The 15016-nt window shown below is 65.7% G+C and carries 14 protein-coding genes; 4 read left to right on the top strand and 10 right to left on the bottom strand.

What is annotated here, in order from left to right; all coding sequences use genetic code 11:
• Window positions 1-20: 20 nt before the first annotated feature.
• The 5 genes from ABY44_RS01200 to ABY44_RS01180 form a co-directional block, all read right to left on the bottom strand.
• Window positions 21-725: a TetR family transcriptional regulator C-terminal domain-containing protein gene (locus ABY44_RS01200; RefSeq protein WP_034195967.1), complete on the bottom strand. Its 705-nt coding sequence runs from the start codon at window positions 723-725 to the stop codon at window positions 21-23.
• Window positions 726-769: 44 nt separating this feature from the next.
• Window positions 770-2023, bottom strand: coding sequence for a cytosine deaminase (codA, locus tag ABY44_RS01195; protein ID WP_060086251.1), 1254 nt, complete (start codon window positions 2021-2023; stop codon window positions 770-772).
• A gap of 46 nt (window positions 2024-2069) precedes the next feature.
• Window positions 2070-3365: a cytosine permease gene (codB, locus tag ABY44_RS01190; RefSeq protein WP_059650142.1), complete on the bottom strand. Its 1296-nt coding sequence runs from the start codon at window positions 3363-3365 to the stop codon at window positions 2070-2072.
• Between the two features lie 1272 nt (window positions 3366-4637).
• Window positions 4638-5762 carry a M14 family metallopeptidase gene (locus tag ABY44_RS01185; RefSeq protein WP_060173324.1) on the bottom strand — a complete coding sequence of 375 codons (1125 nt, stop codon included), beginning with the start codon at window positions 5760-5762 and terminating at the stop codon, window positions 4638-4640.
• A gap of 36 nt (window positions 5763-5798) precedes the next feature.
• Window positions 5799-6221 carry a hypothetical protein gene (locus ABY44_RS01180; protein ID WP_060173323.1) on the bottom strand — a complete coding sequence of 141 codons (423 nt, stop codon included), beginning with the start codon at window positions 6219-6221 and terminating at the stop codon, window positions 5799-5801.
• A gap of 651 nt (window positions 6222-6872) precedes the next feature.
• On the opposite strand from ABY44_RS01180, the gene ABY44_RS01175 reads away from it, so the two are divergent.
• From ABY44_RS01175 to ABY44_RS01165, 3 genes are all read left to right on the top strand, one after another.
• Window positions 6873-8162: an NAD(P)/FAD-dependent oxidoreductase gene (locus tag ABY44_RS01175; RefSeq protein WP_060086337.1), complete on the top strand. Its 1290-nt coding sequence runs from the start codon at window positions 6873-6875 to the stop codon at window positions 8160-8162.
• A 17-nt stretch (window positions 8163-8179) separates the two neighbouring features.
• Entirely contained in the window at window positions 8180-8737 is a 558-nt protein-coding gene (locus ABY44_RS01170) for a helix-turn-helix domain-containing protein (protein WP_034189364.1), read from the top strand.
• Between the two features lie 151 nt (window positions 8738-8888).
• Window positions 8889-10235: a glutamine synthetase family protein gene (locus ABY44_RS01165; protein WP_060173322.1), complete on the top strand. Its 1347-nt coding sequence runs from the start codon at window positions 8889-8891 to the stop codon at window positions 10233-10235.
• Between the two features lie 23 nt (window positions 10236-10258).
• Here the strand turns inward: ABY44_RS01165 and ABY44_RS01160 are convergent, their stop codons facing one another.
• A complete protein-coding gene (locus ABY44_RS01160; protein WP_060173321.1) occupies window positions 10259-11437 on the bottom strand; it encodes an FAD-dependent oxidoreductase in 1179 nt (392 codons plus the stop codon).
• Between the two features lie 149 nt (window positions 11438-11586).
• Between ABY44_RS01160 and ABY44_RS01155 the strand changes: the two genes are divergently transcribed.
• The gene (locus ABY44_RS01155) at window positions 11587-12522 is read left to right on the top strand and encodes a LysR family transcriptional regulator (protein WP_060173360.1); all 936 of its coding nucleotides are present in this window, start codon (window positions 11587-11589) and stop codon (window positions 12520-12522) included.
• Here ABY44_RS01155 and ABY44_RS01150 read toward each other — a convergent pair.
• The 4 genes from ABY44_RS01150 to ABY44_RS01135 form a co-directional block, all read right to left on the bottom strand.
• Window positions 12502-13047, bottom strand: a complete 546-nt coding sequence (locus ABY44_RS01150) for a GNAT family N-acetyltransferase (RefSeq protein ID WP_060173361.1) — start codon at window positions 13045-13047, stop codon at window positions 12502-12504. The two genes, ABY44_RS01155 and ABY44_RS01150, sit on opposite strands and share 21 nt — an antisense overlap.
• Window positions 13048-13097: 50 nt before the next feature.
• Entirely contained in the window at window positions 13098-13676 is a 579-nt protein-coding gene (locus ABY44_RS01145; RefSeq protein ID WP_060173320.1) for a hypothetical protein, read from the bottom strand.
• A gap of 62 nt (window positions 13677-13738) precedes the next feature.
• Window positions 13739-14128, bottom strand: coding sequence for a lysozyme inhibitor LprI family protein (locus ABY44_RS01140; RefSeq protein ID WP_059698594.1), 390 nt, complete (start codon window positions 14126-14128; stop codon window positions 13739-13741).
• Between the two features lie 54 nt (window positions 14129-14182).
• Complete coding sequence (locus tag ABY44_RS01135) at window positions 14183-14941, bottom strand: N-acetylmuramoyl-L-alanine amidase family protein (RefSeq protein ID WP_060173319.1); 759 nt, start codon at window positions 14939-14941, stop codon at window positions 14183-14185.
• Window positions 14942-15016 lie beyond the last annotated feature (75 nt).

Below are 15016 nucleotides of genomic sequence, written 5' to 3'. Positions count from 1 at the left end.
CGGCCTCCGATGGCGCCGGGTTACCGTGCGCGAACGGCAACGGCGGCGCTCAGGCCGCCGTTGCCGTTTTCGGTGATCAGCGCCCGGAGCACCAGGTCCGAGATCGTGCGATAGGCCGCGTCGAAATCGTCGCTCCCCAGCGCGCGCTTGCCGAGCACCAGCAGCATCTGCGACGCGAAATCCGCATACGACTGCGTCGCTGCCCAGATCAGGAAGAACAGGTGCTCGGCATCGACCTGCCGGACCTTGCCTTCGTCGATCCAGCGCTCGAGCACCCGGATGTCGTCCCGCAGCACCGGGATCAGTTGCTTGCGGATCTCCTTTCCGTAGGTCTTCGCGCCGCCGATGATCTCCAGCGCGAACACCCGTGATCCATGCGGGCGGTTCCGGGAAAATTCGAGTTTGGCGCGGATATAGGCCGACATCGCTTCCGCCGGCTCGCGCTCGGGCGCCGCGAACTCCCGCATCCTGCCGAGCCAGTCCCGCAGGACGTCGTCCAGCACGCGTCTGTAGAGCGCCAGCTTCGTCGGGAAGTAATACATCAGGTTCTGCTTCGACAGGCCGGCCGCCGCCGCGATCGCCGCAACCGAACTCCCTTCGAATCCATACGTGGAAAACGACTCCTCGGCGGCGGCGAGAATGGCCGCCTCGAGGGTATCGCGCAGCGCTTCCCGCCGGCCGGGTGGCCGGGCGGGCGGTTCTGCGGTCGGCGCGGACGGGTTCATCGCTCGATCCTCCACCGGCATGTCGGGCCGGAGCCGCCGTCCGCTCAACGCGCGTTCGCTTCGGGATAGGTGATGTGTTCCGGCGCGCGCTGCATGATGACCTTCCCGCCGCGCAGCGACGTACGCACCCTGGCCTGCTTGCGAATCACTTCGTAGTCGCTATCGGCGTCGAGGATCAGCAGATTGGCCGGCCGCCCGACGGCGAGGCCGTACCGGTCGCCGAGGGACATCGCGTTCGCGCTGTGCTCGGTGACGAAATCGAGGCACCGCTGCAGGTCTTCGTATCCGAGCATGTGGCACACGTGCAGGCCCACGTCGAGAATGCGCAGGATGTTGCCGTTGCCGACGGGGTACCACGGGTCCTTGATCGAATCCTGCCCGAAGCACACGTTGATGCCGGCGCGATCGAGCTCCGCCACACGCGTGATGCCGCGCCGCTTCGGGTAGGTGTCGAAACGCCCCTGCAGGTGGATGCTTTCGGTCGGACACGAAATGAAATGAATCTCCGAGCGTTTCAGCAGCCGGAACAGCTTCGAGCAATAAGCGTTGTCGTAGGAGCCCATCGCGGTCGTGTGGCTCGCGGTGACGCGCTTGCCCATCCCGCGTACCCGCGCTTCTTCGGCGAGCACTTCCAGGAAGCGCGATTGCGGATCGTCGGTTTCGTCGCAATGGACGTCGACGAGGCAGCCCTTGCGCTCCGCGAGATCCATCAGGAACTTGATGGAGCTCACGCCCTGGTCGCGCGTGTTCTCGAAATGCGGAATGCCGCCGACGACGTCGGCGCCCATCTCGATCGCGCGCTCCATCAACGCGCGGCCGTTGTCGAACGACTCGATGCCTTCCTGCGGAAACGCGACGATCTGCAGGTCGATGAGATCGCGCGCCTCTTCCCTGACCTCGACCATCGCCTTCAACGCGGCGAGCGTGGGATCGGTGACGTCCACGTGCGTGCGCACGTGCTGGATGCCGTTGTCGCGCAGCATCCCGATCGTCGTGTGCGCGCGGGCTTTCGTGTCGTCGTGCGTGATCGTGGCCTTGCGCTGGCCCCATCGCTCGATGCCTTCGAACAGCGTGCCGCTCATGTTCCATTCGGGTTCGCCGGCGGTCAGCGTCGCATCGAGATGGATATGCGGCTCGACCAGCGGCGGGATGACGAGATTGCTGCCGGCATCGATGACGTCGTTCCCTTGCGGCGTCAGCGGCGACGGCTGGAGGTCGATCGCACGAATCGTGTCCGCATCGAGGTCGATCGTGAAGAGGCCGCTACGGCCGCGCAATCTGGCGTTGATGATCTTCATGTGGGTTCCTGTCGTTCGAGTGGGGCCGGAAGGGCGCGCAGCGGAATCATTCGCCCTGGACGGACGGCTCGCGCGAGAACGCGCGGGCAACCTGCAGCAGCACGATGTACGCGGCGGCGGACGCCGCGATGCCGACGATCGGCGCGATCCACGGCGAGGTGTAGGCGAGTATCGCACCGATCGCATAGGCGGCCAGGCCGACCAGGTTGAAGCGCGGCAGGCGGGCGGTCGCAAGCGACGGGTAGGTGCCGCGATGGCGGTACCAGTAGTCCGCCATGATCACGCCGCCGACGGGCGGAATGATCGAGCCGAGCAGCACGAGGAACGGGATCAGCAGCTCGTACATCCCGCCGACCGCGAGCACGATGCCGATCGCCGCCCCCACGAGGACGAGCGTGCGCCGCCGCTCGGTGCGCAGCAGGTGGCAGCCGGCGGCCGCCACGTTGTACATCGTCGGCCCCTGGATGGTCCAGAGATTCAGGCACAGCATCACGACCGCCGCGATCGACAGGCCCTGCAGCATCATCACCTCGACGATGTCGGCCTGCTGATAGACGATCGCGCAGTACGCGCCCGCGACGATCATCAGGCCGTTGCCCGCGAAGAACCCGATCATGCTGGCCGACACGGCGCTGCGCGCGCTGCGGGCGAGGCGCGTCCAGTTGGTCGCCTGCGTGGCGCCGCTCGCGAAGGTGCCGATGACCATCGTCACCGCGGCCGAGAACTGCATCGGATGCGTCGGCACGACGTGCTTGAGGCCGGCCCACCCGCCGATATCGCGGGTGGCGATCCACATCGACGTCATCAGCAGCACGAACATCAACGGCACGGACACGCGCGACAGCACGTCCATGCCGCGATAGCCGATGATGGCCGTGATCGAGAATCCGAAGCCGAACAGGATCATCAACGGCGTGGTCACCGACGCGGGCCAGCCGAGCAGCTTGACCAGCACGATGGCGACCGTCGCGGTGCCCCACGCGTACCAGCCGAGTTCCGCGAAGCCGAGCAGGAAATCGGACAGCTTGCTGCCGACTTCGCCGAAGCAGAAGCGCCCCATCAGCACCGCATTCAGGCCGCTGCGCGCGGCGATCAGCGCAAGCGACGCCGCGTAGGCGGCGAGCAGCAGGTTACCGATCACGGCGATCTGGATCATGCTGACGACATCGAAGGCGACGCCGATCTTGCCGCCGGCGAACATCGTCCCGGTGAAGAACGTGAAGCTCAGCAGCACCATCGTGATCGATAGAAAGCCGGTGCGTTTCTCGAGCGGGACTTCGCTCAGCGCGAATTCCCCGTGGTTCGATCCGGCAGTCGGGCGTGCATCCTGGTTCGTGGGCATCTCGTTTTCCGTGGGCGATCGGGTTGTGGGCTGAAGGCGGTTGCGGAGGCCCGTGCACGGGCAGCGGACGGGCTGTTTCTGTTTCTGTTTCAGCGCGTCATTCTCTCTGGCCAAAATTTTTACAAGCGTAAAAATTTGGTGTGCGAGTGTGGTGGTCGCGAAGCGGCGGCCGGGAAAGCGTGCCGCGATTGACCGCCCGGGGGCGCTGGGGGCGTTGTGACTGCGGGAACCGGTTTATCCGGGATTGACGTGACCCGCGCATCGATCGGGGCGAGGCCCCGATCCCGGCGCATCGCTGGATTCGACCGGGAAAGAACGTGGCCTCGATTCAGGCCGACGAACTAAAGTTGCCCTATTTTGGAATGCTGGGGAAGGCAGGCGTATCAAGCTTCGCCGGTGCCGCACACTTCCTGAGCGCAACTTTAGTTCCAAAATTTCGGAACTGAAGTTTGGACAAAGTTGATGCGTGAACTAAAGTTGCGCGATTTCTGCCATGCAGGCGAATGTGTTTGGCGGGAACTGGATTGTCTTGTGTGACGATATGTATCAGTTGAGGACACCGGCAACTGCGTTCACATTCGGTGAACGGTCCCTTGGTAGTTGGATTGGGAACATCCTATTTGTCTGATTAGTGGGTGCAACGTCTTGCGACGAAACGAGTCAGTCAGGGCCGTCTGACTACTGACATTGGTCTAGTTGACAGTTGCGGCGCGACTCGCGGAATCGACTTGGAGGTGGCGGCGGGCGATATCGATGCCGCTGAGGCTGTGGACTTTGCGGCCCAAAAGATCAATCTCTAAGCTAAGCCCTCCGGAATGCAGGCGGGATATTTCAATTTCCCTTCGTCATAGCAGTGGTCTGGCCACCGTGTCTGCTCCACTAACGACATTTCGCTTTCCTCTAGTTGATGCACTTTCTGCATCACAAGGAGGTCCATAGAGGCGAATTGGTGGCAACTGCGGATCGCGTTGATTCGAATTATTCACGGAGCAGACTTTGCTCCGACTTTGTAGAACAAAGGAAAAATAAAGCCGTGGCGTCAACTGAAGTTGGATAGCGTGTGCATTGCAGACGCATCGGTTCCTGAACGGACACAATTAGCAGTATCTACGAACTTCAACAAATACATGGACTACCTCCAAAGTAGACCAAGATTTTGTCCGCATCCCCTCCGGACGCAGGGCCGCAATCCTGACCTTCAAACCGTCGTGCAAACGAAGGTTTGGCACCCCGGAGGCGTCCATGCGTGCTCGACGGAAGGCGAGCAGGACCTCAAGGCCGCACGGACGGCGCAAGCGCCAGGGCGGTTTCGAGCACGGCCCGTCCGAATGTGCGGGCGTATGCGGTCGCATCGGCGTCGTCACGCGGTCGGTCGGCGCTCTCCTTGAACGGCAATTCGATGGTCATCGCCAGCGCATCGAATTGCTCCGCGACCCACGGGATGCACTTCCTTGGGCTCGCGTGGTCAGGTCGGTCGACGGAATAGCCGCGCGCTGTCTGGAACACGGGGGAGCGTCGCAGCAGGTCCTCGTCGAACGTGCGGCGCAGGGCCTGCAAGCGTGGCGTCCAGGCGGGGCTGCCGTCGGCGCCCACCGAGAAGACGTGGGGCAGGACCTCGTCGCCATGGAAGTCGACGAGCAGGTCGAGTCCGAGCGCTTGCATGCGACGGCGCACGGCGGCCGTCTCGGGCGCATCAGGATACTCGCGGTCCCAGCAGCGGTTGAGGTTGGCGCCGCGCGCGTTCGTGCGCAGGTTGCCCAGGCGCACGCCGTCCGGATTGGCATTGACGACGACATGCACGGCTGAGCCACCGTTCTCCCAAACAGGACGCAGCTCGCCGCACAGCCCCTGCACGAGGCCCTCGAGGCAATAACCGCCCTGCGATTCGCCCGGATGCTGGCGAGCCATGAACCAGAGGCGAGTGCGTGGCGTATCGCCCTCGAACGAGAGCATGCGGATCGGCTCGCCGAGCGCGGAGGTCCCGAGGGTCTCCAGCGTTGCGCCTGCCCGCGTCGCCTGAGCGACGAGGTTGTCTTCGGCGACGCGGTCGAAGGTCGGAAAATAGGCAAAGCGCAGGCGCCGGGCCGGGCCGGGCGCGTGGAACGCGAGCGCATCGCCATCGAAGTCTGTTGGCAGGCGGCGCCAGGCCGCCGCCTCGCCGCCATCGGCGCGCATGCAGACGCGGTAATCGACCCAGCCTTTAGGGTAGGACGAGCCGGCCAAACCCTCGATGCGCACGTCGACGCCGCCGGGCGGTAGATCGACCAGCTCGAACGCGAACCATTGGGCGAATTCGGCGGCGTTGTCGCTGCGCAGACGCAAACGCAGAGGCGAGCCGCTGGTGGGAGAGGCAACGTGATCGATGGCGGCGGCTTCGAAATCGGTGTCGATGTGCATAGGTCTGGTGTTAGGACAGTGTCAGGGCCTGCAGGCTTACAACGCGACATTTTGCGCGCCGTTGATGCAGGCGTTTGTGGCACGGGACGAAGGTGCCGCAGCGGACGCGAGATCCGCCAGCAGCAGATCCACGACGCGGGCAGCGTGAGCTGCGTTCAGCACGAGGTTACTGGTGAGCAAGAACACGCCTTGCGTACTGTTCCCGATCGCGAATAATCGGTGCGCGCTTCCGTGAGCGCCGATCACGCGGTTGGTGTGCGGATCGACGTCGATGCCGCCGAAAGGGTGACGACGCGCGAGCCCCCCGGCGATCAGGCTCGGATAGAGCGGCCCGGCCGACGCGTCCGGGCCGCCCACCAGACCGGTGCAGTTCACGAGCACCGGCACGCGCAGATCCGGGGCCAGCGTCGGTCCCCCCGTTCCGAAGCGCAGCACGAAGGCCTCGCCGTCGTGAGTCACCTCCCATTGGTGTTGATTCCTGGCCGCACAACTTGCTGGGTTGTGTCGAGCGTGTGTGAGGCTTGACCGGGATTCTCAAAAAATCCGCCGCATCTCGGCCTAAGCTGCTCATTTTAATGAAAAATCAATGCTCGGATCGAGCGGCAGAACAGGCCGCAGGAGGTCCAGCAGGTAGTCGCCGAGCCGGGGGTGTAAGCCGGCCCCAAGATTTGTTTGGAGTTCTTTCAATTTGGCAGACCAGCGGCTATTTGCGGGCGGCAAAGGCCTGATTCATCCCGCGCGCGCTGGACTTCGTCGCCATGAGGTTGCAAGTCGACGCCGGAACTCTGGATCATGGATCGGACGCCCCCTGTGGCTAGCCGCCGCAACGGAGCGTCGATTGTGCCTTGATCTGAGTGCTTGAGCCAAACACATAGTCGGGACGGTGCGCGGCGAATCCTGGCTTTTCTTGCGAGGTCGAGTTTGACACCCGAAGTTGCTCGATTCGTGCGAATTGTTAAATTGCACCGAAACCCCCTGAAAAGAGCGCAACTTTAGTTCGTCGGACTGATTCGTCAGACCAATTGGCGATTTTCCCTCCCGCTTGCTCCCGTGAAATTGTCATGCTAGTTTTTCATGAAATTTCTCGTCAAGAATTTCACGGGAGTCCGCATGTTCGTGCAGTCCGACCGTCACGTCGCAAGCTACTACGCCGGTACGTATCCGGAGCCGATCCCGCATCGTCCGGAACTGGACGAGCGCATCGACGCCGACGTGCTCGTCGTCGGCGCGGGGTTCAGCGGGCTGCATACGGCGCTGCGTCTTGCGCTCGCCGGCAAGCGGGTCGTCGTGCTCGAAGCGAGCCGCGTCGCGTGGGCCGCCTCGGGCCGCAACGGCGGGCAGGCGCTGCTCGGCTGGTCGTGCGACATGCAGCCGCTCGAGGATTCGCTCGGCCGCGACGGCGCGCGCCTGCTGTGGGACAGCATGCGCTGGGCCGCGACCGAGGTGCGGGAACTGCCCGGGCGGCATGGTTTCGACATCGACTATCGGCCCGGCAGCCTGTGGGCGGCGGTGCGGCCGCGTCGCGTCGCGATGCTCGCGCAGGCCCGCGACGAAGCGGCCGAGCGCTGGGGCTACGACCGGCTGCGCGTGATCGAGCGGGCCGACATGCCCGAATGGATCGGCGGCACGCGCTATCTCGCGGCGCTCTACGATCCCGAGGCCGGCCACCTGAACCCGCTGAAGCTCGCGCTCGGCCTCGCCCGGACGATCGAGCGCGCGGGCGGCCGCATCTTCGAGCAGAGCCGCGTGCTCGACTGCCGTGAAACGGCCGGGGGCCACGTCGCCCGCACGGCGCGCGGCGAAGTGCGCGCGGACGTCCTCGTGCTGGCCTGCAACGCGTATGTCGACCGGCTCGATCGCGACCTCGCGCGCCGGCTGCTGCCGGTCGGTACGTACCAGGTCGCGACTGCGCCGCTCGCGCCCGACGTCGCGCGTTCGCTGCTGCCGCGGAACAGCTGCGTGATCGACAACCAGTTCGTGCCCGACTATTTCCGGCTGAGCCCCGACAACCGGCTGCTGTTCGGCGGCGGCTGCACGTATCTCGGCGGCATTCCGGCCGATATCGCGGCGGCCACGCGCCCGCACCTCGAACGCGTGTTTCCGCAGCTGGCCGGCGTGCCGCTCGATTACGCGTGGGGCGGCCATATCGACATCAGCATGCGCCGCACGCCGGACATCGGCCGCCTCGGGCAGCGTTTCTGGCTGCAGGGCTTTTCGGGGCACGGCGTGCTGCCGACGCTCGCGGGTGCGCGCGCGGTGGCCGACGCCGTGCTCGGCGACGAACGCCTGCTTGCGCAGTACCAGCGCATCCGCAACCCGCGCTTCCCCGGCGGCGACCGGCTCGCCGCGCCGCTGGAAGCGGTCGGCAAGGCCTGGTACCGTCTGCGCGATACCGTTTGACTGCACCGGAACCCACCATGAACGAACAGGAAGAGATAGAAAGCCTGGCGATCCTGATCCGCGACCTGCGCAAGCATCGCAAGGTCACGCTCAACGATCTCGCGGAACGGATCGGCCGCTCGGTCGGCTTTCTGTCGCAGGTCGAGCGCGGGCTGTCGCGCCCGACGGTCGCGGATCTCACCGCGATCGGCGAGGCGCTCGGCGTGCCGACCACTTATTTCTACAGCCTGAGCAAGCCGCGCAGCGTGCCGTGGGTCACGCGGCCCGACGAGCGGCGCACCGTGTATTACGCGGCCGGCATTACCGACATCCTCGTGTCGCCGAACATGCGCTCGCGCTTCTCGATCCTCGAAAGCCATCTCGCGCCGGGCGCGAGCAGCGGCGAGCGGCCCGTCGACGACAGCGACGAGCAGGGCGGTTTCGTGCTCGAAGGAGAACTGACGATCTGGATCGACGGCGACGACACACCTGTCACGCTCGGCCCGAACGACGCATTCCAGCTTCCCGCGCACAAGCGCTTCCGTTATGCCAACCTGACCGACGTGCCGACGCGCGTGATCTGGGTATTCACCTGAGTGGTCGGCGGGGCGGGCGGCATGACGGGCCGCCCCGCCAAGCAGCCTGTTTGCAGTACTGATCGAGATGATGCATGCGACGTGATGCATGCGCGTGAATCCGGTTCGCCGCGCTGCGGCACCGCCATACAAGACATGGAAAGGATGAGACATGGCTGACGTCGTTCCCGCGCTGGTCGGTGAAGTCCGCGCATTCCGGCAGGCGCACCCCGAGATCCGTTATGTCGACCTGATCTGCCTCGACCTGCCCGGGCATTTCTACGGCAAGCGCTACCCGATCGACGCGCTCGAAAAGGTCGCGTCGGGCTCGTTGCTGAAGCTGCCGCAGAATTGCGTGCTGCTCGGCACGCAGGGCGGCCTCTACAAGATCGGCGACTACTGCTTCAACGACGGCGACCCGGACGCGCCGCGCCGGCTGATTCCCGGCACGCTGAAGCCCGTGCGCTGGGAGCGGCAGCCGCTCGCGCAAATGCTGATCAGCTCCGACGGCACCGATTCGCCGATCGAGTTCGAGCCGCGCGAGGTGCTCGCGCGCGTGCTGCGGCGTTTCGCGGCGCGCGGCATCCGGCCGGTCGTCGCATTCGAGCTCGAGTTCTACCTGTTCGCCGCGCAGCTCGCGGAAGGGATGCCGCAATATCCGCGCGACCGCCTGAGCGACGATCGCGACGATCAGCCCAACATGCATATCGAGCGCCTGTCGCGCTTCTCCGACGTGCTGCACGAGATGGTCGAGGCCGCGCGCGAGCAGGGCGTCGACGCGACGGTGATCACGGCCGAACTCGGTCCCGGCCAGTTCGAGATCAATTTCGGCCACACCGACGATGCGTTGCGCGCGGCCGACTGGTCGGCGCTGTTCTGCCGCAGCACGCGCGGCGTCGCGTTGAAGCACGGCTATCGCGCGAGCTTCATGGGCAAGCCGTACCTGCATGCGCCGGGCAGCGGGATGCACGTGCACGTGAGCCTCTACGACGATGCCGGGCGCAACCTGCTCGCGGCGGACGGGCAGCGGCCGCTGCGGCACGCGGTGGCCGGATGCCTCGCGGTGCTGCCGCACTGCATGCCCGTGTTCGCGCCGAATCACAACGCGTTCCGGCGCTACGGATCGATGGTGAATGCGGCGAGCCGCGCGAGCTGGGGCTTCGAGGATCGCGATGCGTGCATCCGGATTCCCGAGTCGGATGCGCGCAACCTGCGGATCGAGCACCGGCTCGCGAGCGCGGACGCGAACCCGTATCTGGTGCTCGCCGCGATTCTCACCGGGATGGAGCATGGGCTCGATGCACGGATCGAGCCGATCGCGCCGCTCAACGAGGATCGCGGCAGCGGGATCGATTTCCCGAAGGAGATGCTGTCGGCCGTCGCGGCGATGCAGGATCATCCGGCCGTGCGCGAAGGGCTCGGCAGCGAGTTCGTGATGGTGTATTGCGAGAACAAGCGGCAGGAGGAGCTGGATTTTCGCAATGAAATCGGCGCGCGGGAGTATCGGTGGTTCTTGTGAGCGGACGCTGCCGCGCGCGCGTCTTATCGTCCGCGCATCTGCTCCATCGGCAGGTGCGCGCCCCACGCGTTTGTCAGGGCCTCGATTTCCGCGACCGGATCGATCTGGTGTCGAGCGCTTTCGTCCACGCGGTCGTCGAACAGCAGGTGCGCGAAATCGCGTGCACGCTCGGTGATCGCCGCTGTTTTCGGGCGGCGCCGCAGCGTGAAAGACGAGAGCGCCGCATCGAGGTCGCTCTCGTTGCCTGCTCCGTGCTCGTCGAGACAACGGGCGAGATGCCACGCGTCCTCGAGCGCCTGGCAAGCGCCTTGTCCGGACGTCGGTAGCGGGGCGTGAGCGGCATCGCCGATCATCAGCACGTTGCCGCGATGCCACACGTCGACCGGATCGAGGTCGTGCACGCGGATCTTCGTGATCGCGTCCGACGGTGTCGCACGTATCGCGTTCGCGACGGGTGCCGGCCACGCGGCGAAGCGCCGTTCCAGCATCGCCGCGGGATCGCTTTCCGTCACCTCGTCCGGATCGGCTTCGGGCCATGCCGCCGCCCAATACATCCGATGCCGGTCGAGCGCGACGATGCCGAAGCGCTCGCGCACGCCCCAATAGTCGAATACCGACACCTCGTCGACCAGCGGCACATCACTTTGCGCGATACCGATCCAGTTGACGAATCCCTGGTAGACGGGCGCGTTGTGACCGACCACGTAGTGTCGCGCGACGGAGTTCATGCGGCCGTCGGCGCCGATCACGAGATCGGGGGCGATCGTCGTTCCGTTGTCGAAGCGAACGACGGCGCGGTCGTCCGTTCCGGTATCGATGGCCGTCGCACCGTGGCCGAAGCGGACGTCGATGCCGCGCGCGGCGAGGTGCCGTGCCAGCACGGCCTGCAGGTCGCGCCGCAGGATCGAATACGTCGGGAAACCCATGCGGCGGTCGAGTTCGCGGATATCGGTAGCCTTGAGCGCGGTGCCGTGCCGGTCGATGCGCCGCATCGCGTGCAGGTGGCCGCCAACCTCGACGATGTCCGGCAGCAGGCCGAGTTGCTCGAGCACGAAGCCGGCATTCGGCCACAGCACGACGCCCGCGCCCATCGTCGATTCCGATGGCCGGCGTTCGTACAACCGGATCCGGTGGCCGCGCCCGGCGAGTGCGAGTGCGGTGCTCATGCCGGCAACGCCGGCGCCCAGAATGGCGATTTCCATCGTGCTCCTTCCTTGTGTCGTACGCGTGCTCGCCGGGTCGCGGAGTTGCGCATCGGCGTCGCATTGACGGGATGAGCATCGTAAATTATGGTCTCCGGCGGGATAAGCCGTGAAAATCGGCACGCTTTGATACCTGAAATGGGCTAATGATGCGGAGCAAGCTGGATCTGAATGCGGTGCGTGTGTTCGTGTCGGTCGTCGACGAAGGCAGCTTCGCCGGCGCCGCGCGCGTGCTCGAGATGCCGGGTTCCAACGTGAGCCGTCACGTGGCGCAACTGGAGTCGAGGCTCGGCGTGCGCCTGCTCGAGCGCAGTACGCGGCACTTGCGCATGACCGAGGCCGGGCGTTTGCTGCACGAGCGCGCGCGACCGATGCTCGATGCGCTGACGCAGGCCGAATCCGAACTGACGTCGCAGCAGACGGAGCTGCGCGGCGTGCTGAAGCTCTGCGTGCCCGGCGAAATCGGGCCGCGCATGCTCGGGCCGATCGTCGCGGAATTCGCGAGCCGTCACCCGCGCGTCGAAATCGACTGCGATACCAGCCTCGCCGGTGTGTCGACGCTGCGCGACGATATCGACCTGTCGATCATCGTCAATCGCGGGAGGCTGGACGACAGCACGTTCGTCGTCAGGCCGCTCGTGAGTTTGCCGAGCGTCGTCGTGGCTGCGCCGTCGCTCGTCGCGCGGGTCGGGTTGCCGACCCGGACGGAACAGCTCGGGCAACTGCCGTGCATCACGACGTTGAGCACGCTGAAAGGGCAGCCGTGGCAGTTCGCCGACGGTGACGGGAGGATTCACAAGATTTCCGTGGCGAGCCGGTATCGCGTCAACAGCGGCGAGATGGCTGGGTTGGCCGCGGTGAACGGGATCGGCTTCGCGATTCTCGTCGAGCGCGCGTGCGCGGTCGAGCTGACCGAGGGGCGGCTGGTACGCGTGCCGCTGGAGATGGCGCCTGCGCCGCTGGAACTGCTTGCCGCTTATGCGAGCCGGAATTCGGTCAACGCGAAGATCCGCGAGTTGCTGCAGATGATGCAGGCGCGGTTGGCGGTGGAGGAGGCGAAACCGTCAACGCGATCGCTTCGGTAACGCGCGCCAGTAACGCACCTCCTCGATCGGCGTCCCGTCGATCTCGAACGTCTTGATGTCGTCTTCGGCGACGAAGCCTTCGCGTTCGTAGAACGCCCTGGCCCGACGGTTCTTGAGCAAGACCCACAGCGATACCCACGCATGGCCCAGGTCGTGCAACGACCGGCATGCATGGTTGACCAGCGCCGCGCCGATTCCCTGGCCGCAATACGACGGGTGCAGATAGATCGCTTCGATTTCTCCCCACGCACGATCCTTGTCGGTGTCGCGTGTCGGACCATAGGCGATCCAGCCTGCCGGCGTGTTGTCCGCGACCGACACCGCGAGTGCGACGTGCGGCCGCCCGGCGTCGAACGCACAGCGCCACGAGGCCGTGCGTTTCTCGACCGACAGGCCGGCGAGGAACGCCGCCGGCATGATGTCCGTGTAGGTCGCCTGCCACGCTGCGACGTGGATGCCGGCGATGGCCGGCGCGTCGGCGGAGGTGGCCGTGCGGATGTCGATCGTCGTCGTGTTCGGTGTCATGCGTGCCTCGTCGAATCGTGTGCCGTTTGCCGCGTTGCCGCGCGCGGGATTCATTCCGCCGGATCCAGGCCGCCGTCGATCGCGAAACGGTAGCCGAGGTCCACTTGCGACGCGTCGCCGGGCGTATCGGTCCGCTTCAGCACGAACTCGAACGCGGGTTCGTACCAGCCGTCGCGCGGCACTTCGCCACCGAGGACTTCGACGTCGTACCAGCCGTTGTCGAGGTCGATCACGGGCCGGCCCGGTTCGCGATAACGCGCAAGCAGCGCGTTCACCGATTCGTCGTTGAAGCGCTCGAGAATGCGCCACGTGTAAAGCATCACCGAACGGTGTTCGACGCGCAGCACGTATCCGCCGCGCCGATGCTGCAGGCGGCTTCCGGCCTTCAGCAGTTCGGGCGTGTCGTCGTCCAGCGTGAAGATGACCGTATACGGATGGTTCTCGATACCGGCCAGCGGAATGACGACGCCTTCGAGCACGGCGTTGTCGCCGCTGTCGCCGGTCGTGAACTCGGACGCGACGTTGTCCGGCAGCCGATGGGTTTCCTTGTAGCGCTTCAGCAGCAGAAGATCGCCGACGAGGAAACAGTCGATCAGGTCGTTGAGGACTTCGGAGAATTCGTGCCGCATCGTCGTGTCTTTCGAAGGCGGCGTGCCGCGACCTGCACGGCGGCACACCGCGTCCGGCGAGCTTACTCGCCGAGCCTGGACGTCACGCAACCCGTGCTCGAGCACTCGCGCTCACGCTCGCGCAGGAACGACAGCCGCGACTGCGTCATGTCGTTCGCGCACTGGATATCCACGAGGTAGCTGTTGTTGCGCGTTTCGCTGCACTGCGCATCGCGTTGCTTCAGCCATGCGAGCTGGCCGGCCTTCAGCGCGGCCTGCTGGTCGCCGCTCAGTTGCTTGCGCAGGCGGCCGTATTCGTCGTTCAGATCGCGATCGGACTGAGAGAACTGCGTGCTGGTGCAGTACACCTGGTCGAACGCGCTGCGTGGCTTCCCGCAGCCGGCCGCGTGCGCGGCGAACGGAACGGCAAGCGCGAGCAGTGCGCAGGATGCGAGCAGATTCTTCATTTTCATGGTGATGCTCCTGACTGGGTGAAAACCGTTGGGCCCGATGGGCGATTTCATCGTTTATTGCGGCGCGGTGCACGCGTTGATCCCGCCCGCGATCGCGGCGGACAGCTTCTGGATCGTCTCTCGACGCGCAAGCCGTGCTTCCTCGTCCGGGTTGACGATCACGCCGGCCTCGACGAGCACCGCCGGAATCGGCGCGGTGCGCAGCACGACGAGATCGTCGAAGCGGTGAATGCCGAGTGCCGGATCGATCAGCGGGCGGTTCTCGCCGCGGATCGGCTGCGCGTGATACAGCGACGGCCGTTCGCCGGCCGCGACCAGCCGCTCGGCGATCGCCTTCGCGCAACGCAGGCTTTCCGCATAGTGCGGATTGCGTTCCGACACGAACACCGAGAAGCCGCGGAATTCGCGTTGCCGGCCCGCGTCGATGAACTGCTGCTGCATCGAGTCGTGATGGATCGACACGAACAGGTTCGCGTCGGGCGCCTGGGTCGAGCGCTGGTCGAGCGAGATCTCGCGGCCGTCGGCCGACGTGCGCAGCACGCGGTCGCCATGCGCGGCGAGTTTTTCGGCGACCGCCGCGGACAGGTCGAGGTTGTACAGGTATTCGACGCGGCCGCTCGCGCCGGTGGAGCCCGGGTGAGCGGGCGTATGGCCGGTGTCGACAACGATGTAGCGCCCGGAGGCGGCAACGGGCGTGCCGACGGTGTCGGCGGCATGCAGCGCCAGTGGCGCGCCGAGCAGCGGGGCGCACGCGAGCACGCGCGCGGCGGCGCGCACGAACGGGCGAAGGCGTCGGATGGTTCGGTTCGTCATTGTTGTTGTCGAGGAGGGCATACGGCGCGTCGGACGGCACGGCACCGTCGGCCTGCTCAATGCAGTCGGAATGTC

The sequence above is a fragment of the Burkholderia sp. ZZQ-2 genome (assembly GCF_050768715.1).
Taxonomy (GTDB): Bacteria; Pseudomonadota; Gammaproteobacteria; order Burkholderiales; family Burkholderiaceae; genus Burkholderia; species Burkholderia cepacia.
The sequence above is the reverse complement of the archived record's forward strand: the minus strand, read 5'-3'. Positions and strand labels throughout refer to the sequence as shown.